This window comes from Bradyrhizobium sp. 170, assembly GCF_023101085.1.
Classification (GTDB): domain Bacteria; phylum Pseudomonadota; class Alphaproteobacteria; order Rhizobiales; family Xanthobacteraceae; genus Bradyrhizobium.
In genome coordinates this window covers 5,826,779-5,845,277 of the sequence record NZ_CP064703.1, presented here as the reverse complement: position 1 = coordinate 5,845,277, position 18,499 = coordinate 5,826,779, and the positions used below count along the sequence as shown (strand labels likewise).

Genomic DNA, 18,499 nt, shown 5'->3' with positions numbered 1-18,499 from the left:
GGCAAGGAGAGCCGATGTGAAGACGAACGATCCGATCGGGGGAATGGGAAACTCGGTCATCGTAAGCGGCGAAGAGCTCATCCAGATTGCCTTCTCCGTTCCTGATCTTGCCGCGGCTATGGATTGGTGGACCGATGCGATCGGCATTGGGCCATGGTTTGTCCTTGACCGGATCGGGCGCGATCGCTCGACATACCGCGGCCGGCCGGGCGATGCCGAGTTCACCATCGCAGTGGCCCTCTCGGGCACGATGATGATCGAGCTTATCCAAGCGCTCGATGACAAGCCTTCCGTATATAAAGAGGCGCGAGAACGGCGCGGACATGGCTTCCATCACGTGGGCAAGTTCCGGCCCGACGTGGAACAACTGGCCGAAGCTTATGAAGCGGAAGGCCAGTCGATCGTCTTTCAGGCGCCAGCGCCTGGTGGTGGAAACGTTTTCTTCATCGACCGTGGAGGAGGCGGACCAGGATTCATCGAGCTGATCGACGACAATGAATCGACGCGGAAGCTGTCTAATGCGATGCGTCGGGCATCGGTGGGCTGGAAAGGTGAACGGCCAACCCGCAGTTTCGCAGAGTTGTTGAGCTAGGCCACTTTCGCGCGGCAGCAACAAAAAGATGGTTGGGCGCCATTGGGAAGTGACCAGGGAGATAGACGATGAAGGTCCATGAGTTGTTCGACGTGACCGGACGATCGATCGTGGTGACCGGTGGCGCATCTGGCATTGGGCTTGGCATCGCAAGGGTGCTGGCCGAAAACGGTGCGCGCGTAACGATTGCCGACGTGAACTCCTGCGCGCTAGAGAAGGCACTTCTGCTTTTAGGAGTCAACGCAGCCGCCGAATACCTAGATGTCGTCGACCGCGCGGCAGTCGAGCGCGTTTTCGATACGATCGATCGCAATCGGAACGGTATTGATGTCGTATTCGTCAACGCAGGCATCGCGGGCGGCCCTGGCTTTGCGATCCCAATTGGCGAGCGCGGAATAAATCCCGAAGGGACCATCGACAGATCTCCTGATACCGAATGGAACGAGGTCATCGCGGTCAACCTTACCGGCGCGCGCAATACCTGCGCGGCCGCGGCACGGGTTATGAAAGCACGTGGGAGGAGGGGGCGGATCATAGCAACGTCGTCAGCCGCGGCCATCGTGAACGCACCATTCGTCTCAACGGCCTATCATGCCAGCAAGGCTGGGGTGGCCCATATGGTGCGGCAACTTGCGATCGAGCTTGCACCCCATAACATCCTGGTCAACGCCATAGCACCGGCGAATTTCGTCACCAACATTGGCGACGGTGCAATGCAGGATGCGGCCGTGAAGTCTGTGTTCGCGCGCAATTCGTTGCTGGGCCGCGTCGCCAAGACAGAAGAGATCTGCGGCGTAGCACTTTTTCTCGCGTCAGACGCTTCGAGTTACATTACCGGCACGCAGATCCGCGTCGATGGTGGAGCGTGCCTGATAGGACCCTCATGAACCGAGCATGCCGGCGTATGCTCGGGCGTTGTGCCCTGGACCGCTCTGATCATTCTCGGATCCGCGCGGTGGCCACCCCACTGGCTTGCGCCAATACCGTCCTTCTCAAAACCTCCGAACTCTATCCCGAAACGCGCCGGCTGATCGGAGAAAAACTCTGTCACCAAAAACAATCAAAGGCCCGGGGCCAGCCTTGACAAATAGCCCGTGAAAGTCATTTGTTGCCAACAAGACAACCGGTTGTCCAAATAGGGTCGTCTCTCGCCGGCCGAGCGGCCGGGAGTGATTATGCGCTCGGTGTAATCACCCTGTCAGAATCCTCGCGAAGAAGGACGGTGCGATAGGTGATGACTAAGAAGACCAGTCGACTGGCAACATCAACCCTTGATAAGCCCAATATGGGGAACGTAGGGCGCATAGGCGCTCGTTTGCGGGCGTGCCGCCGGCAAAAGAACATGACCCTCGATGATCTTGCCAAGGCGACAGGGCTCAATAAGGGATTTTTGTCCCGTATCGAGAAGGACGCCAAGGCGCCGTCGATTGCTACCGTCATCAAGTTGTCTCGCGCGCTGGATATTCCCGTTGGACGTCTATTCGGCGAGCAGATCGTCGATTCCGATATTCACCTTGTTCGCATGGCGAGCCACAAGCCCGAAGAAGGTCCTGTACACGGGTATTCTTTTATACCGCTATCGCCGGCAGGAAGCGACCGACGGAATGAAGCTTTCCTCATGCTTCCGCCTCGCCAGTTCAGCGAGGCGACGCACGCAGAGCATGCCGGCGAGGAGATGCTTTACGTGATTTCCGGGCGCATTGAAGTCAAGTTCGTGGACCGAAGCATAGCAATGTCGACGGGCGACTATCTCCAGTTTCCTGGGCACCTCGTTCACCACGTTCGGCGTATCAGCGCGAACGCCAATGTGCTTATTGTCATAAGTAGGGATTGAGCGCTGCTTGTCGCGCTTTGGCGGGCATTGCCCGTATCCTTTCGAGCCGATCTCGACGGTTCGGTGCCGACGCAGTGAATGAGTGCGTTTCTCGCCCATATGATAAGGGGCGACTCACGGGAAGGAGATGCTGCCTAGAGCCGGTCGAGCGATTGTTTCAAGTCGTGCAGGAGGTCAGCTTCGTCCTCAAGCCCCACAGAGAGACGGATGAGATCGTCTCCGACGCCGCTCTGCAGATGCGTCTCAGGCCGTACAGTTTTTCGTGCGCGAATGATGCTTGCAGGATGCATGATAAGCGTTTCGACGTCGCCAAGACTGACGGCGAGTGTGATGATCTTGAGATTATCCAGCATACGCCTGGCCGCCTCGAAACCTCCGCGCAAACCAAACGACATCATCCCGGATCCGTTCGACATCTGCCTTCTAGCGATCGCATGCCTTGGATGCGACGGAAGGAATGGATAGTTGACCCATGCGACGGCCGGATGCGTGTCGAGCATGCGCGCGATTGCAAGAGCGTTGGAGCCGTGGCGCTCCATTCGGAGCGGCAGTGTCTTGATCCCCCTCAACACAAGCGATGAAGCCATCGGAGATAGCGCGGCTCCGGTGATAAAGCGTAGGCCTTGGCTGTGTATCTTGGCGATCAGCTCGACGTTTCCCAAGAGAGCGCCGCCGAGGAGGTCGCCATGGCCGTTGATGTACTTGGTCAGCGAATGCAGCACGATGTCCGCGCCATGCAGCAGGGGGTGTTGCAAAGCCGGAGAGGCGAAGGTGCCGTCCACGAGCACGAGAAGACCCGCCGCGTGGGCACGTGCTGCGATGGCCGCGATATCGAGGACGTCCCCCGTCGGATTCACTGGTGTTTCGAAATAGACTGCCCGGCTGCGAGGCGTTACCACAGCATCTAGATTGGTTGGATCGTTGAGGTCGACCGGAACAACGTTGATGCCGAAACGCGGCAATCCCTGTTCGGTCATCGCGGTCGTGTTGGAATACAGCGTCCGGTGTACGATCAGCTCATCGCCCTGTGACAGTAGAGAGAGCATCAGCGCTCCGACAGCGGCCATTCCGGAGGCCAACACCAGCCCAGCCTCGGCTCCTTCCAGATTCGCTAGGCGGGCCTCCAACAACTCCGTCGTCGGATTATGTTCCCGGGCGTAAAGCTTGCCCCCGAGTGCCGCGGCCACATCGTTATCGGCAACGTTCGAGAAGGCGTACGTCGACGTGAAATAGACCGGTGGGGACACCGCGCCATGATGATCGGCTGGATCATATCCGTGGTGAATCGCCCGCGTTGCGAAACCGAGTTGCGATGATGTCGCGACCTTCTGCGTTCCTTCGGAAGCTGCCATTCAAAAGATCTCCTATAGCGGCGGCTCCTCCGCTTCACGGAAAGGAGCCAGGGCGCTTGCATCGTAGTTCGGCTTGATCTAGCTTTGCCTATCGGACAACAAGTTGTCCAACAGAAATAAGTTATGCCAGAGGATCGCCAATGCATAGGGGAGTCAGGCGACGGGTTACCGGAGTTTTGCGGCTCGGTGCGATTTTGGCGGTGTTTCTCGTGCCTGGGGAACGTCTCGCGGTTGCCCAAACGCCGGCCACAACATTGGAGAAAGTGAAGGCGAGGGGGCACCTTGAGTGCGGGGTTTCCCAGGGAGTTCCCGGCTTCTCCTCGCCCGACAGCGCGGGCCATTGGACTGGGCTCGACGTCGATTTCTGCCGGGCGATTGCGGCAGCCATCTTCGACCATCCAACGAAGGTGCGTATGTTGCCGCTTTCGCCAACCGATCGCTTCACCGCCCTGCAGTCGGGCCTCATCGATGTCTTGGCGCGCAATACGACTTGGACGTTGCAGCGCGACGCCTCGCTTGGCTTCAATTTCTCCGTGGTGACCTATTTCGATGGCCAGGGCTTCATGGTCAGGAAGTCGCTGAACGTAAAATCCCTCGCCGAGCTGTCGGATGCTTCGATATGTGTTGGTGCCGGGACCACGACCGAGATGAACCTTTCCGACTATTTCCGTGCCAACAAGATGAAGTACGAGCCGGTCGTATTCGGAACTGGCGACGAGGCCCTCAAGGCATATGATGCAGGGCGTTGTGACGTTTTGACGGCGGACGCCTCAGCACTCAACGCCTACCGGGGCAAATTGCAAAGGCCAGATGATCAGGTCGTTTTGCCAGAGATCATCTCCAAGGAGCCGCTCGGTCCAGTGGTTCGCCATGGGGATGACCAGTGGCTAGACATCGTCAAATGGACGCACTTCGCAATGCTCACCGCGGAAGAACTGAACATTACTAAGGCAAATGTGGATGAAATGGCGCGTTCCGATCGACCGGAAGTCCGGCGCGTGCTCGGCATCGATAACAATGGTGGCCAGTCCCTTGGTCTTACCGCCGATTGGGTGGCTCGGATTGTCCGTCAGGTCGGTAACTATGGCGAGGTATTCGATCGGAATCTGGGGCCGTCGACCCCGCTGAAAATTGCACGGGGCCTAAATGCGCAATGGAGCAAGGGCGGGTTACAGTACGCTCCGCCGATCCGGTGACTGCTCGTACGGCAGGGTCTGGAGCCTGCTTGCCGGTAGGAAGACTCGTTGGGAAAAGCGTTCCGCGTAGTGCGGCCTCGGGCCTCGTCCTGCGGTTGCGTGGTCGACGGGGTATTTGGCGAGACTGAATCAGGCATGGAAAATACCGATCGACAACTGCGGCAATTTGTGAAGATAGCGGAGCTCAAATCCTTGTCGCGCGCGGCGGATGCGCTCGATGTTACTCAATCAGGCATAAGCCGTCAGCTTGCTTCGCTTGAAACGTATCTTGGCAAGCCATTGTTTTCTCGCACGGGAAGGGGCGTCGAATTAACTCGAGTCGGAGAGAAGCTCTTCGAAGTAGCCAAGGCGGCCTACGCGAACATAGATGAGGCGCTCGAGTCGGTGCGCGATAGAGAATGTGTGACGCAAGGGCACATCAGAATCGCAGTGATTCATACGTTGAGCTACTACTTCATGTCGGACGTGGTGGCGGAGTTCACGATACAGAGGGAGAGCGTGAATCTTTCGCTCATAAGCCGAAGTTCTCCGGAGGTTGTTGGGCTAGTCGAAAGCGGAAAGGCCGATATCGGTTTCGTATACGATTCGGCCGTCGACTGCGGAGAGTTTCAGGCCACTCCGTTGTTCGAAGACGAGATGTGCGTGATCGCACGAGGGGACAGCCCTCTGCCCGACGACATCGATCTTGCGGCGTTGCGAAACAAACTTGTCGGATTCCCACCCCACTATGTCTTGCGGAAGATGCTGCAGAGCAACGGACTCGCCCTGGAGTTCGCCGCGGAGGCAGAGACAATCGATGCGATGCTCAAGCTGGTGTCTTCCGGCGTCGGCGCTTGCGTGCTTCCGACCCGAATTCCGGACAAATTGCTCGTCGACTATGGTCTGAAGAAGCTGAGGATCCTTCGACCGAGGTTGCGTCGTCGCGTCATCGCCATCGTACGCGACCAAAAGCATTCTCCCCCGTTAGTGCAGGAACTCCTAAAGATCGCGCTCGCCATGGTCCGATAAGGCGTGCCGACTGCCGCAGTGCGGCGAAACCCGGCTCATCTCAGATATGACCGGCAGTTCATGGCACGCGCACTTCCTCCTCGACATAGTTTCGGTTCGACGCGGGATCGTCAAGCCTCCCGCCCAATCATGCAGGAGAACACCGATGAACGTGGAGCTGCGGGCAAAGGAATACTTCGACGACCGCGCCACGCGGGAAATGGCGGAGCATCTCAAGGGCGAGAAACGCAGCGACAAGGAGACACTAGCGTATGCCTGCCGGATATTGGCAATGACTGGTCAGGAGGCAGGGCTCGCAGGCCAAATCAGCTTTCGTTCCGAACGTCCGAATGCGTACTGGACCCTGCGGTTCGGGCTGGGCTTCGACGAGGCGACGCCTGAGGACTTCATTGAAGTCGACAGAGATCTCAACACGTTGACTGGCGAGGGTATGGCAAACCCCGCTACGCGCTTTCATCTTTGGGTTTACGACGCCAGGCCGGACGTAAAATCGCTGATCCACATCCATTCGCCATGGGCGTCTGCGCTGGCGGCAGCGCGTCAGCCGCTAGTCATTGCGCAAATGGACATGACGCCGCTCCACGATGACTGCGCTTTCTTCGGCGAGTGGCCTGGTGTTCCGATCGCTGATCACGAAGGGGTCCTCATCTCGCAAGCGCTCGGTGGCAAGCGCGCGATCATCCTGGCTCATCACGGATACCTGACGGCCGGCGCTTCGATCGAAGAGGCGACTTATCTTTCGGTCTATCTCGAGCGAGCGGCCCGTATGCAGATACGCGCACAGGCTTTCGGCCCGTTGACGCCTGTCGACGATGCGCTGGCGAAGGAAGCACACGACTATCTGTTGAAGCCTTCCATTATCAAAGCGACGTTTGACTATTGGTGCCGGCAAACCGCTTGGCGGGCATGATCGCAAAGTAACGCTGGCGCGGAGGCCCTGCGTCGCACGGTCTCCGCGAACGAACGGGGAGGGGGATGCTCGCCGAGCAGAGCCCTGGAACTCATCCAACAGGAGGGAAGACGAACATGAAATCCGTCGAGGGGCCGGCGAAGGGGCGACGTCACTACGTGGTAGCTGGGCTTGCCAGCATGATGGGTACGACCATCGAATGGTATGATTTTTTTCTGTACGGCACCGCGGCCGCACTCATCTTCAACAAGATATTCTTCCCGAGTTTTGACCCGGTTGCGGGAACGCTGGCAGCATTCGCGACCTATTCCGTGGGCTTTTTTGCACGTCCCTTGGGTGGGATTGTCTTCGGCCATTTCGGCGACCGGATCGGACGAAAATCAATGCTGCTCATCACATTATTCTTGATGGGCGTGCCGACCATGGCGATTGGACTCATTCCATCCTACGAGAGCATCGGTTACTGGGCGGCAGTCCTGCTGGTAACGATGAGGTTTCTGCAAGGCGTAGCGGTTGGCGGCGAGTGGGGTGGTGCGGTCCTCATGGCCGTCGAACATGCGCCCGAAGGCAAGAAAGGCTTGTTCGGCAGCCTGCCGCAGGCGGGCGTCGCTCCCGGCCTCATTCTGTCGTCCTTGGCGATGAGCATGGTGGCGACGCTTCCCGAGAAGGACATGCTGAGCTGGGGATGGCGGCTGCCGTTTCTTGCCAGCGTCGTCCTCTTGGCGGTCGGCTGGTTTATTCGAGTTAAAGTCGCCGAATCTCCCGACTTCGAAAGAGTGAAGGAGAAAGGCGAACATGTTGAGGTGCCGATCGCGGAAGTCTGCCGGAATCATCCGCGTGAAGTTCTGTTGGCGATCGGAGCGCGGTTCGCCGAGGTGACTTGGTTCTATACCGTCACTAGTTTTTCTCTCGCTTATGCAGTGGGCACGCTGGGCATCCCGCGGACAGTGATCCTGGACGCGACCATCTGGGGCGCCACGGCTGCACTTTTCACCATGCCGCTGTTAGGCTTGCTCGGCGACCGTATCGGCCCCAAGTCCGTCTTCATGATTGGCACGGTGGGCATCATGATCGCCGCTCCCATCTTCTTTAGCTTTCTCGGAAGCAGGGAAGCGTTCTGGGTCAATGTTGCGATGATCATGGCTATCGGCTTGGTCTATGGTTGCCTGTACGGGCCTGAGGGGTCGCTGTTCTCGTCGCAGTTTCCGCCGAAAGTGCGCTACACCGGCATCTCCCTGGCTGTGCGGGTATCCGGTGCACTAGGCGGCGGTCTTGCGCCGATAGTCGCCACGTGGCTTCTGGCTCGCAATGGCGGAGATCCGAAGCACGTCGTGTGGTATCTCACAGCGTTAGCGGCCATCGCCTTCCTCTGCGCGTGGCGTATGCGTGGGGCAGCAGTGTCTGCTCGGCAAGGTGTCCCGAGCAACGCGAGTGGCGCTACCTCCCTCACTGCGGATGCGGCGCCATGAGCAATAGTATTGACTACTATTTCTGGATGAACTCCGACTGGGCCTATCTTGGAGCCGACAGGCTCGAACAGATCGCGACTAAACATCGGGTGCGCATCCGTTATTTTCCGGTCGACCTTCCCGACGTTTACCGCCGCACGGGCGGTCAGTTGCTGGGTAATCGTGCTCCTGAACGTCAAGCATACCGGATCGTGGAACTTAAGCGTTGGTGCAAGAAACTAGGCACCAACGTAAATCCGACACCAAAATTCATGTGCCCCAACGCCGACATGGCTTCGCGGATCGTTATAGCCGCCGATCGCATGGGCTTGGGTGTGGGATCGCTCTACAAGGCGATCCTGCACGCGGAGTGGTGTGAGGAGCGCGACATCTCAGACCTCGCAGAGCTGAGGCGCATTCTGCTTGAACAGGGGCTGGATGCGGACGGGTTACTGACTGCGGCCGAGGCGCCCGAAATAGAAATTCAGTACCGTCGATTCACGGATGAGGCTGTGAAGGCCGGAGTGTTCGGTTCGCCGTCCTACGTCTTCAACAATGAATTGTTCTGGGGGCAGGATCGTCTGAGTATGCTCGAAGACACGATCGCGGGCGCAGCCGCGAATGCGGATCGCGTCAACAATCGCGATCGGTGAATCAGCTGTGGCTTCTGGACGAGGGGGTGGCAAGCTTCTTCTGATCTGACAGTTTCGATTTCGGCCCTCCCTGGCCGGACCTAGAGGACTCTACTTGAGTCCTCACAAACTTGTGCCCGGCACTTAACCCTGCCGGGCTCCTTTTTGTCCGCGAAGTGCGCCGTCTCTCCAATTGGTTTGACTCTGGGGCCACCAATATTACCGCCCGGCCCCGCCGTTCGGACCCTCGTCAGGCGGGATGCGGGATGAGTGGAGCGACCTCTCGGTCCTGCGGGTTCTCGCTCGACGCAAGTCCCACCACGACTCCGACGCGGTCCGCCTCCGGCCGGTTCTGGCTCATCTTGCGCTTGCTTTCGAACCTGGTGACCGGAATGCGCAGGCCAACGATCCCACGCAATTGCGCGGCAATGAAATCGGCCGGGGCGTCGCTAACGGCCCACGGCTTCGCGCGCGACCCTTCGTGCTTGTTCGTCAGGCGCGTCACCGCATCGAGCAAGCGTTCGGGCTCCTGGAAGAATTCGACCGGCCCGTAGGCGTGCACTGCGACGTAGTTCCAGGTCGGCACGACCTTTCCGGTCTCCTGCTTGGTCGCGTACCAAGACGGCGTCACGTAGGCTTCCGGCCCCATGAAGATCACCAACGCGTCTCCGGTCGTTGGCAGGCGCCACTGAGGATTGGCCTTCGCCAGATGTCCGTACAGCACGCCGTGCTCACCTTCGCTCTCGTCGAGGAAAAGCGGCAGGGGCGTCGCGATCGGACCTTCGGCGGTGGCCGTCACTAGAGTTGCCAGGCGGGCGCCACGGATGGTCGCCCGGATGCTCTCGATGTCGTCGTCCTTGAAGGCAAGGGGGATGTACATTGTGGATCTCCGTTCTCGATCCGGAGATAGCCCAAATCTGGTATGCATAAAACTGCCAGTTCACGCAAATTTTGCCAGTCCAGTCATTCCCGCCGGACGGCGAGCTCGTCGACGGCTTGGGCGAGCAGCTTGCAGCCGCGCTCGATTAGCGCCGGCTCCAGTGCCGCATAGCCCATGACGAGCCCAACGGTCGCCGGCTGCGGACGGCGACCCGTCCGCAGCCGATCGAAGAGTGAGGAGACGGGGTAGACGCCGACGCCCTTCGACCACGCCATCCGGATCAGCGCCTCTTCGCGCTCCTGCGGTAGATCGTCGAACCACGCCACGATGTGCAGGCCGGCCGCCGTGCCGTCGATCCGGACCCGGTCGCCGAACCTGCGGCCCAAGGCGTCGAGCAGAGCCTGCTGGCGCTCGGCGTTGCGCCGGCGGACGCGCTTGACGTGGCTATCGTACGTGCCGCTCTCCAGCATGGAAGCGAGGGCGTCCTGCTCCGCCAGCGGCGTGTGTCGATCCATGATCTGCTTGGCCGCAGCGAACATCGACCGTAGTCCGGGGGGCACCACCAGGTAGCCGATCCTCAGCGTCGGCGAGAGCGTCTTGGAGACTGTCCCGAGATAAACGACGTTGTCGCTGTCTTCGAGAGCGTGCAGCGGTGGGACCGGCTTCGTGTCGTATCTGTACTCGCTGTCGTAGTCGTCCTCGATCACGTAGGCGTCGCACTTCCTGGCCCAAGCGAGCAACTGGTGGCGGCGCCCGATCGGGAGGACGCCCCCCAGCGGATATTGATGCGACGGCGTCACGTAGGCGAGGCGAGCCTCGACCGTGGCGAGCCTCTCCGTATCGAGACCGTCCGCGTCGACCGGGATCGGCACCGCGACCGCGCCAGTCGCCGCAAAGGTGTACCTCGCCATCAGGTAGCCGGGATCCTCCATGACGAAGCGGTCGCCGGCGTCGAGTATCAACCGCGCGCAGATGTCGAGACCCTGCTGCGATCCATTCACCACGACGATCTGGTCGACGTCGCATCGCACGCTTCGCGATCGCCACAGATAGCCCTGGAGCGCCGACCGGAGCCGCAGCGACCCGCAGGGATCGGCGTAGGCAAGCCGGTCAACCTTGCGGGTCATCGCGGCGACCATGGCCTTCTTCCAGGCGAGCAGGGGGAAGTCCGACGGCGCAAGGTCGCCATACCGGAAGTTCGCGACGAGGGCGCGAGGCGGCTCGGTCCAACCGGGCGGGCCCTCTCGCAGTCGGCCGCCGAACTTCGATAGGCGCGCGTTGCGCGTCGACGGTCGGGAGGTGGCGCGATTCCGCCCCCGGTCGACGACGGCGCTGGCGACCCGGGGCCGCGCGCCGTGGCGTATTTCGATGAAGCCTTCCGCGGCGAGTTGTTCGTAGGCGACCGTGACGGTCGAGCGCGACACGCCCAGTTCGTCAGCGAGCGCCCGGGATGACGGCAGTAGGCCGTCGGTACCGTAGACCCGCGCCATGATCTGGTCTCTGAGCGTTTCGTAGATCTGACGTGCTCCCATCCGCCTGCTCCGGCGTCCATGGGGGTTCTTCATATCGACCATCCAGAATCCGAAGATTGATTACCCAAGGCCAGTGTGCGGCCGTTCGTGTCGGAAGCCAAGTTCTCGAAGCCGCCAACCGTTGTCAGATAGGCAGACCCAGCTGCGGTTCGATCTCGTTCTCGGTCTGTAGGAACGACAAGGAAACGCCCAGTAGATGGACTATTTGAGAAGGGGCATGTCGTTCTGCAGGAGGTCGATTGCTATCCGGCCGAGGTCGTCCCGATGAAGGGGAGCGACTGTCTTAGGCCGCCCGCTTGGGTTCTGGTTGGCACGTCATCAGATCGAACATAGCAGTCATGGCGCTAGAAAGATAAACGTCATGACAGCGTACGAACACAGCATCCGTCGCGCCATGTCGGACAGGGCATCGCACCGGCGCGCCTTCGACCCATTCAACGGGGCGCGCGAGTTGCGTTGAACTCCGGCGGTGCATTCGTGCTCTGATCGAGCCGTTCGATCAACCCATGGATATCTCCAAGGACCCAAAGATCTTCGACCCTGCCGTCGCGGAAAATGAAGATGGGAGCGCCATACCACCAAACGTGCTGCCCGGTGGGCGGTCGCCCAAAGAGAGACTTCCGGTGGATGCCATGGAACCGCAGCTTTCCGGAGACGCGATTGCCGTCCTCGATGAGATCGAGAATATCTGACGTGTAGTGTTCAAGCGAGTCGGTAACCCATCGGACGTAATCGGCGAATTTCGAATGGCCAACGAGAACGGGGCCGAGCGACCCGCGGAAAGTGAAATCCGGATGAAAAATCTCCGGAATCAGGCCGACGTTCGCATGATCCCACATGTCCTTGTAGAACCGACGAACCATCTCCTTCTGCTGGCTCAGGTTGTTGCAATCCAATTCCATCGCGGGTTCAAGTCCCGGCGGTGCAGCGATCATTCGACCCTCCCTGCTTGAAATAGTTCGCGAATCCGTCAATCTTCCTCCACGAAAGCTTCTTCGCGGGTCTTCCGAAAGGTCGGCAGAAGCACTAGCAGCAGCGCTAAGAGCGCGATGATCAACATGGTCACGCTGATCGGGCTTCGCAGGAATATGAGAGGATCGCCGCGGGATAGCGTAAGCGACCTTCGCAGGTTCTCCTCCATCATGGGTCCCAGGATAAAGCCGAGTAGCATGGGAGCGGGCTCGCACTTCAATTTCGCGAACACGTAACCGAGGACGCCAAACAGCGCCATGAGGTAGACGTCGAACGACGCGTTGTTCAGGCTGAACACGCCGATGGCGCAGAACACCATGATGCCGGGAAAGAGAATATGGTACGGGATCGTCAGCATCTTCGCCCACATCCCGACCAGGGGAAGGTTGAGCAGGATGAGGAAGAAGTTTCCGATCCACATGGATGCGATCAGACCCCAGAATAGGGCGGGTTGTTGAGTCATCACCGCCGGGCCGGGCTGTATGCCTTGGATGATCAGGGCGCCGATCATAAGCGCCATGACCGGGTTCGAAGGGATGCCTAAGGTGAGCATAGGGATGAACGAGGTCTGGGCCCCGGCATTGTTCGCGGATTCCGGAGCCGCAACGCCCTCGATGGCTCCCTTACCAAATTCAGAGGATCGCCGCGAGATCCTCTTCTCGACGGAATAGGCGGCGAAGGACGACAACATGGCCCCTCCGCCCGGTAGGATACCAAGGGCGGAGCCGAGCACCGTTCCACGAAGGATCGGGCCCACCATCCTCTTCCAGTCCTCACGGCTGGGCATGAGGTTGCTTACCTTGCTGACGAAGACAGATCTGTCGCTCTCGTTCTCGAGGTTACGGATGATCTCTCCGACGCCGAACAGACCCATGGCTACCGTGACGAAGCCGATCCCGTCGGCGAGTTCGGGGATATTGAAGGTAAAGCGTTGCGCGGCCGAGTTGGCGTCGGTGCCGACCACGCCGAGAAGGAGGCCGAGCACGATCATGCCTAGTGCCCTCAAGAGCGATCCATGCGCCAGTACGACGGACGCGCTCAGGCCCAATACCATCAGGGAAAAGTACTCCGGTGGACCGAATTTGAGCGCGACCTGCGCCAGCGGCGGTGCCGCAAGCGCGAGCAGGAGGGTTGCGACCGTTCCGGCGAAGAACGAACCGATCGCTGCTGTCGCGAGTGCCACACCGGCGCGCCCTTTGCGAGCCATCGCGTAACCATCCAGCGCTGTTATCACGGAGGACGACTCGCCGGGTAGATTGATGAGGATCGCCGTGGTCGACCCGCCATATTGCGCCCCGTAGTAAATGCCCGAAAGCATGATGAGCGCGGTGACGGGTGGTAGACCGAACGTCGCGGGCAGCAGCATGGCAATCGTCGCGACGGGGCCCAGTCCAGGAAGCACTCCGATCAAGGTTCCGAGGAATACGCCTGCCAGGCAGTAACCGAGATTGAGGGGAGTGCCTGCCGTCTGAAATCCGAGTACGAGATTGGAGAGGATGTCCATCGAATGCTCTTCCTAGCCCACGAACCAGCTGCCGAGGATCGGCATCGGAACTCCGAGCCCGTAAATGAATACCAGCGCGCAGAACGCGGAAAGCAACACGGCCATGACGACGCCCTGCGTCCAGGTGAATTTTACGCTCGCGTAGGCGCTGACGAGCGTGATTGCGGACACGGCGATTACGACGCCGGCCCTTTCCATCAGCGCAGCAAAGAGAACCGTCCCGAGAGTGACGAGGAGAAGTCCCTTGACCGCGAAGCCTCCAATTGGTTCGCCGGCGATGGCGACCGAACGCAGCAGAGCAATCAGGCCGATCATGGCCAGTACTACAGAAAGGACCACAGGAAAGAAGCTGGGGCCCATGCGTAGCGGGGATCCGAAATCGTAGTTGCGGGCTATCCATAGAAATGCGTGGGCGCACGTGAGAAAGAGGAGTCCGGACCAGAAGTCTGCCGGATTGCGAACGCTGAGCCGCATCGATCTCATCCCCCTTTTTCCTATCTGTTTACGTCGACCACCGTTCGGCCCCGGACGCGACCTCCGATCAGCCTGTCGGCTGTCGCGATCACGTCACCCAAGCCGATCTCGGAGGCCGTTCGCTCGAGGTCGGAGTCGGAAAGGAGGGATGAGAGCCGATCCCACGCCTCGACTCGCTGAGCTTTGGGCCTCGTCACGCTGTTGATGCCCAGAAGCGCGATGCCGCGCAGAATGAACGGGGCAACGGAGGTAGGAAGATCGAGGCCTTGGGCCATGCCGCATGCCGCTACCGCACCATCCGCTTTGATGCCGGCGCAAATGTTGGCCAAGGTATGGCTGCCGACGGAGTCGATGGCCGCTGCCCATCGTTCCTTCTGCAGGGGCTTGCCCGCCTGTGCGAGCGGGGCCCGGCCGATGATTTCGTCCGCTCCCAGAGCCTTCAGATAGGGACCTTCTTCCAAGCGTCCGGTCGATGCCACGACTCGATAACCGAGCTTGTGGAGCAGCACGATTGCGACGCTTCCGACACCGCCGCTGGCGCCGGTTACCAGAACGTCGCCGTCGCCGGTGCGGATGCCGTGTCTCTCAAGCGCCATGATGCAGAGCATCGCCGTGTATCCGGCTGTGCCGATGGTCATCGCTCGTCGGGAAGACATCGAGGATGGCAACTTGATTAGCCAGTCGCCCTTCACCTTCGCCATCTGGGCTAGGCCACCCCAGTGCTGTTCGCCGACGCCCCATCCGTTGAGGACGACGCGATCGCCGACCGCAAAATCGGGGTGCGCGGTCGAGCGAACCACGCCTGCGAAGTCGATGCCGGGCACCATCGGAAACGCCCTGACGATAGGGCCCTTTCCGGTGATCGCGAGACCGTCCTTGTAGTTGAGCGTGCTGTATTCGACGTCGACCGCTACGTCTCCATCGGGGAGCCGGTCTTCGGGCAATTCGGTGAGTTTCGCCCGATATCCCTGGTCGTCCTTTTCGATCAGCACTGCCTTGAACACTCTGAAGCTCCTTTTACGATTTCTTTTTCCGGCCGCTGCGCGATCGGTTGGGTCGCGGCAACCCCGCAATGAATCCGGCGATGAAGGTATCGAGCGGGGCACCGTCCTTGACCAGCCGAGCCCTCATCACTGCACCTTCCCAGCCGATCCAGAAAAACTCGGCAAGCGCGTCACAGTCTGCAGAGTCGGTGATCTCCCCATCGCGCTGCGCGAGTTCGAGGCAGCACGCGACCTTTCCCTGCCATCCCTGCATGATTTCGCTAAGCGCGGCACGGTAGTCGCTCGGCAATGCCTCTACTTCCTGGCTGAAGTTGCCGATGAGGCAGCCCCGCGTATAGTCGTACTTGGCCATTCCCGCCTTCGCGTCTTCGACGAACGCGCGTATCCGATCGGATGGGGCCAGCTTCTCGTTGGTGAGCGCCCGATCGAGCTTTCGGCAAAAGAACGCATCGTACGCCTTCATGATTTCACGACCGAAGTCCGCCTTGCTCTCGAAGTAGTGGTAGAACGAACCCTTCGGCACGGTAGCCCGTCGAAGCAGCGCGTCCAGGCCCGTTGCGGCGAAGCCCTGTTCGGTCAGCGTCTCCAATCCAGAACGAATGAGCACGTCACGCGTCGGGGCGTAGCCGAGATCGCGCCGTTCGGGCCCCGTAGAATTCCGGGATGTGCTGTTTCTAGTTACCATTGTGTTCCTATTAGACCGATCGTCTAGAAACACGGTCGATCCCTGCTTGCAATAGAAAAGCCCGCCAAACTGCATTAATTCGACCTTGCGATGCACCATTTGACGCTTAGTTGCGCAGTATGCTGATGCGTTCGGCACCAGTTGCCTTGGCATTGTGCGGCGCACTTGTACCTTGGGTCCGGACGCATAAGTGCTCAGCAAAGTTTCGTAGTTGACACAAAGTGTCCTAGGCTCGATTGTTGCCCCGTCCTTCGAGAGGGTGATCCATGATCCGATTTTCCAAAAAAGGTTTGCTTGCCGCCGCGGCGGCGTTCTGCCTCGGCTTCGCTTCCGCGCCATCGATAGGGGCCGATGCCTACCCGTCGAAGCCGATCAAGCTCGTTGTCGGTTTTCCGCCGGGAGGTCCAACGGATATCGTCGGACGCGTGATCGGCCAACTGCTATCGAAGGAGTTGGGGCAACCTGTCATTGTCGAGAATAATGGCGGCGCCGGTGGCCTCATCGGCGCCAGCAATGTCGCCAAGGCAAAGCCCGACGGCTATACGCTTCTCGTCTCGGTCGAGTCGTCGAACACCCGGGCGCTCGCGCTCAACCCCTCCGTTCCATATGACCAGGAGAAGAGCTTCACCTACATCCGCAAGGTCGCGAAGCAGCGCAACCTCGTGGTGGTTAATCCAAAGCTGCCGGTCTCCTCCATCTCGGAGCTCATCGCGTATTTGAAAGCGCATCCCGGTGAGGTGAACTTCGGTGGGACGTACGGCGCCACCTCGCACATCGGCGGAACGCTGTTCGATACGGCCAACGGCACCAAGATGACGTTCATCAATTATTCGGGCGGCGCCCAGCCGATCACCGACACGATCGCAGGTGTGGTCCAGGTAGGTTTCTTCACCGAGGCAACGGTCGCGCAGCACATCAAGGCTGGAACTCTCAGGGCGCTTGCAGTCGCCACAAGCGAGCGATCGCCCGCATTTCCGGATATTCCGACGGTCGAGCAGGGCGGGGCCAAGCCGCTTGACATTTCGCCGTGGTTTGGGATCGCCGGGCCGGCGAAGCTGCCGCCCGAGGTGGTCGCCAAGATCGGCGCCGCTCTCGACAAGGGAGCCGACAACAAGGAGTTCCTGACGCAGCTCGACACGCTGGGCGCCATTCCGGTCCATGGTTCCACCTCCCAAACCTACTCCCACGATGTCGGACAGGAGATCACGTTCTGGAACAAGTGGGCAAAGGAAGTCGGCGGGACGCTCACGCGCTGACCGCCGATATGCCCAGCAGATCGTCCATAAACTTCTTTCAGCAGTACGACAGGCTTCTCTCCAACGAGGAATTGGATCAGGTCTTGCGCGCCCGCGAGTTCTGCGAGCGCGCATTCTCCAGATCCGTCCTCGGGGCGCACCTTGCGGGAGAAGCGATTCCGGCCGAGTGGATCGGCAAATGGGCTGCGACGGGGATGCTAGGTCTCCAAGCCCAGCGAGCGCACGGAGGGCTCGAAGCATCCTACGTCTGCAAGATTCGTGTCGCGCAGGAGATGGCGCGCCACGGCTTCGCGGCCGCGTTCTGCCTGAATCATCATCAAGGAGGGGTGACTCGACTTTCGCAGACTGGGACTCCCGCCCAAATCGAACATCTGCTCGCCCCCGCGGTGCGCGGCGAGCTTCTATTAACGACAGCCATGAGCGAACTTTCCGGCGGCAGCGACGTCTCGGCGCTGACCGCTTCGGCGACACCCGTCGCCGGCGGCTGGTCCCTGAGCGGGACCAAGGCATGGCTGACGAACGGTATGGTCGTCGGCGGATTGATCGTTCTTGCGCGAGTGCCCGACGCTGCAGGCGCAGGCGAGATTGCCAGTTTCTACGTGTCGTTGGGTGAGGCCGATACTTTCCATCGCAAGGAGATAATGCTTCCCGGCGCGCGCTCTTTTCGTTTGGCCGAGATCACCTTCTCAGAGCATTTCATTCCGGAGTGGGCGCTCATCGCGGCTCCAGGTGCTGCGTTGAAGACCTCGATGGCTTCTGTCAACGCCGCTCGTGTTCATGTGGCGGCTATGTGCGTCGCGACGCTGCATTCCGCCCTGAGCGAGGCGGTTGCTTATTGCGGAGGTAGGCATGCATTCGGAAAACCTCTCGTGGCGCATCAGGGTTTGAGATGGGAGCTGGCCGAGGTGTCCGTTCGGCTCGAGGCCGCCAACGCGCTTGTTTTCAGTGCAGCCGAGCAGATCCAAATGGGTGGAAACCCCATGGGCCTCGCAGCGCAGGCCAAGAAGTTCGCCGTGGACACCGCAATCTGGGGGATCGATCAGTGCATCCGGATCCTCGGTGCGACCGGTGCCAGCGCGGCCCATCGATTAAACATGCATTATGCCGAGGTCCGCATGGCGGCCTATGCCGACGGCACGAACGAGATGTTGCTCGATCGCATCGGACGGGGACTTCCGTCCAGCTATCCAACCTGAACGAAAATTAACTCCTGCGGATGA

18 protein-coding genes and 1 pseudogene are annotated in these 18,499 nt (G+C 60.1%); 11 read left to right on the top strand and 8 right to left on the bottom strand.

What is annotated here, in order from left to right; genetic code table 11:
- Positions 1-16 precede the first annotated feature (16 nt).
- The 4 genes and pseudogenes from IVB05_RS27205 (at position 17) to IVB05_RS27190 (ending at position 2,426) form a co-directional block, all read left to right on the top strand.
- On the top strand, positions 17-592 hold the full coding sequence (locus tag IVB05_RS27205; protein WP_247779046.1) for a VOC family protein: 576 nt from the start codon (positions 17-19) through the stop codon (positions 590-592).
- A gap of 68 nt (positions 593-660) precedes the next feature.
- On the top strand, positions 661-1,479 hold the full coding sequence (locus IVB05_RS27200; RefSeq protein WP_247779045.1) for an SDR family NAD(P)-dependent oxidoreductase: 819 nt from the start codon (positions 661-663) through the stop codon (positions 1,477-1,479).
- 3 nt (positions 1,480-1,482) lie between these two features.
- Positions 1,483-1,637, top strand: a pseudogene (locus IVB05_RS27195) (aldehyde dehydrogenase family protein); the annotation flags it as partial.
- A gap of 189 nt (positions 1,638-1,826) precedes the next feature.
- Entirely contained in the window at positions 1,827-2,426 is a 600-nt protein-coding gene (locus tag IVB05_RS27190; protein WP_247779044.1) for an XRE family transcriptional regulator, read from the top strand.
- A gap of 134 nt (positions 2,427-2,560) precedes the next feature.
- Here the strand turns inward: IVB05_RS27190 and IVB05_RS27185 are convergent, their stop codons facing one another.
- Positions 2,561-3,778 carry an aminotransferase class I/II-fold pyridoxal phosphate-dependent enzyme gene (locus IVB05_RS27185; protein WP_247779043.1) on the bottom strand — a complete coding sequence of 406 codons (1,218 nt, stop codon included), beginning with the start codon at positions 3,776-3,778 and terminating at the stop codon, positions 2,561-2,563.
- 194 nt (positions 3,779-3,972) lie between these two features.
- Between IVB05_RS27185 and IVB05_RS27180 the strand changes: the two genes are divergently transcribed.
- The 5 genes from IVB05_RS27180 to IVB05_RS27160 all read left to right on the top strand — a co-directional run bounded on the left by IVB05_RS27180 (position 3,973) and on the right by IVB05_RS27160 (position 8,993).
- Positions 3,973-4,974 carry an amino acid ABC transporter substrate-binding protein gene (locus IVB05_RS27180; RefSeq protein WP_247779042.1) on the top strand — a complete coding sequence of 334 codons (1,002 nt, stop codon included), beginning with the start codon at positions 3,973-3,975 and terminating at the stop codon, positions 4,972-4,974.
- 135 nt (positions 4,975-5,109) lie between these two features.
- Complete coding sequence (locus IVB05_RS27175; protein WP_247779041.1) at positions 5,110-5,982, top strand: LysR family transcriptional regulator; 873 nt, start codon at positions 5,110-5,112, stop codon at positions 5,980-5,982.
- Positions 5,983-6,127: 145 nt separating this feature from the next.
- The gene (locus IVB05_RS27170; RefSeq protein ID WP_247779040.1) at positions 6,128-6,892 is read left to right on the top strand and encodes an aldolase; all 765 of its coding nucleotides are present in this window, start codon (positions 6,128-6,130) and stop codon (positions 6,890-6,892) included.
- 116 nt (positions 6,893-7,008) lie between these two features.
- Complete coding sequence (locus IVB05_RS27165) at positions 7,009-8,361, top strand: MFS transporter (protein WP_247779039.1); 1,353 nt, start codon at positions 7,009-7,011, stop codon at positions 8,359-8,361.
- On the top strand, positions 8,358-8,993 hold the full coding sequence (locus tag IVB05_RS27160; protein WP_247779038.1) for a 2-hydroxychromene-2-carboxylate isomerase: 636 nt from the start codon (positions 8,358-8,360) through the stop codon (positions 8,991-8,993). Before IVB05_RS27165 ends, IVB05_RS27160 begins: the two co-directional genes overlap by 4 nt.
- A gap of 229 nt (positions 8,994-9,222) precedes the next feature.
- Here IVB05_RS27160 and IVB05_RS27155 read toward each other — a convergent pair whose 3' ends face one another.
- From IVB05_RS27155 to IVB05_RS27125, 7 genes are all read right to left on the bottom strand, one after another.
- Positions 9,223-9,852 carry an FMN-binding negative transcriptional regulator gene (locus tag IVB05_RS27155; RefSeq protein WP_247779037.1) on the bottom strand — a complete coding sequence of 210 codons (630 nt, stop codon included), beginning with the start codon at positions 9,850-9,852 and terminating at the stop codon, positions 9,223-9,225.
- 83 nt (positions 9,853-9,935) lie between these two features.
- A complete protein-coding gene (locus tag IVB05_RS27150; RefSeq protein ID WP_247779036.1) occupies positions 9,936-11,384 on the bottom strand; it encodes a PLP-dependent aminotransferase family protein in 1,449 nt (482 codons plus the stop codon).
- A 434-nt stretch (positions 11,385-11,818) separates the two neighbouring features.
- Positions 11,819-12,319, bottom strand: a complete 501-nt coding sequence (locus IVB05_RS27145) for an ester cyclase (protein ID WP_247779035.1) — start codon at positions 12,317-12,319, stop codon at positions 11,819-11,821.
- Between the two features lie 35 nt (positions 12,320-12,354).
- Positions 12,355-13,860 (bottom strand): tripartite tricarboxylate transporter permease, encoded by a 1,506-nt coding sequence (locus IVB05_RS27140; protein ID WP_247779034.1) that lies wholly within the window; start codon positions 13,858-13,860, stop codon positions 12,355-12,357.
- A 12-nt stretch (positions 13,861-13,872) separates the two neighbouring features.
- Positions 13,873-14,334, bottom strand: a complete 462-nt coding sequence (locus IVB05_RS27135; RefSeq protein ID WP_247779033.1) for a tripartite tricarboxylate transporter TctB family protein — start codon at positions 14,332-14,334, stop codon at positions 13,873-13,875.
- Positions 14,335-14,354: 20 nt separating this feature from the next.
- Positions 14,355-15,338 (bottom strand): MDR family oxidoreductase, encoded by a 984-nt coding sequence (locus tag IVB05_RS27130; protein ID WP_247779032.1) that lies wholly within the window; start codon positions 15,336-15,338, stop codon positions 14,355-14,357.
- A gap of 13 nt (positions 15,339-15,351) precedes the next feature.
- Entirely contained in the window at positions 15,352-16,122 is a 771-nt protein-coding gene (locus IVB05_RS27125) for a TetR/AcrR family transcriptional regulator (RefSeq protein ID WP_247779031.1), read from the bottom strand.
- Positions 16,123-16,289: 167 nt separating this feature from the next.
- Between IVB05_RS27125 and IVB05_RS27120 the strand changes: the two genes are divergently transcribed.
- Both IVB05_RS27120 and IVB05_RS27115 read left to right on the top strand, forming a co-directional pair.
- Positions 16,290-17,279 (top strand): tripartite tricarboxylate transporter substrate binding protein, encoded by a 990-nt coding sequence (locus IVB05_RS27120; RefSeq protein WP_247779030.1) that lies wholly within the window; start codon positions 16,290-16,292, stop codon positions 17,277-17,279.
- Between the two features lie 8 nt (positions 17,280-17,287).
- Complete coding sequence (locus IVB05_RS27115) at positions 17,288-18,475, top strand: acyl-CoA dehydrogenase family protein (RefSeq protein WP_247779029.1); 1,188 nt, start codon at positions 17,288-17,290, stop codon at positions 18,473-18,475.
- Positions 18,476-18,499: the final 24 nt, after the last annotated feature.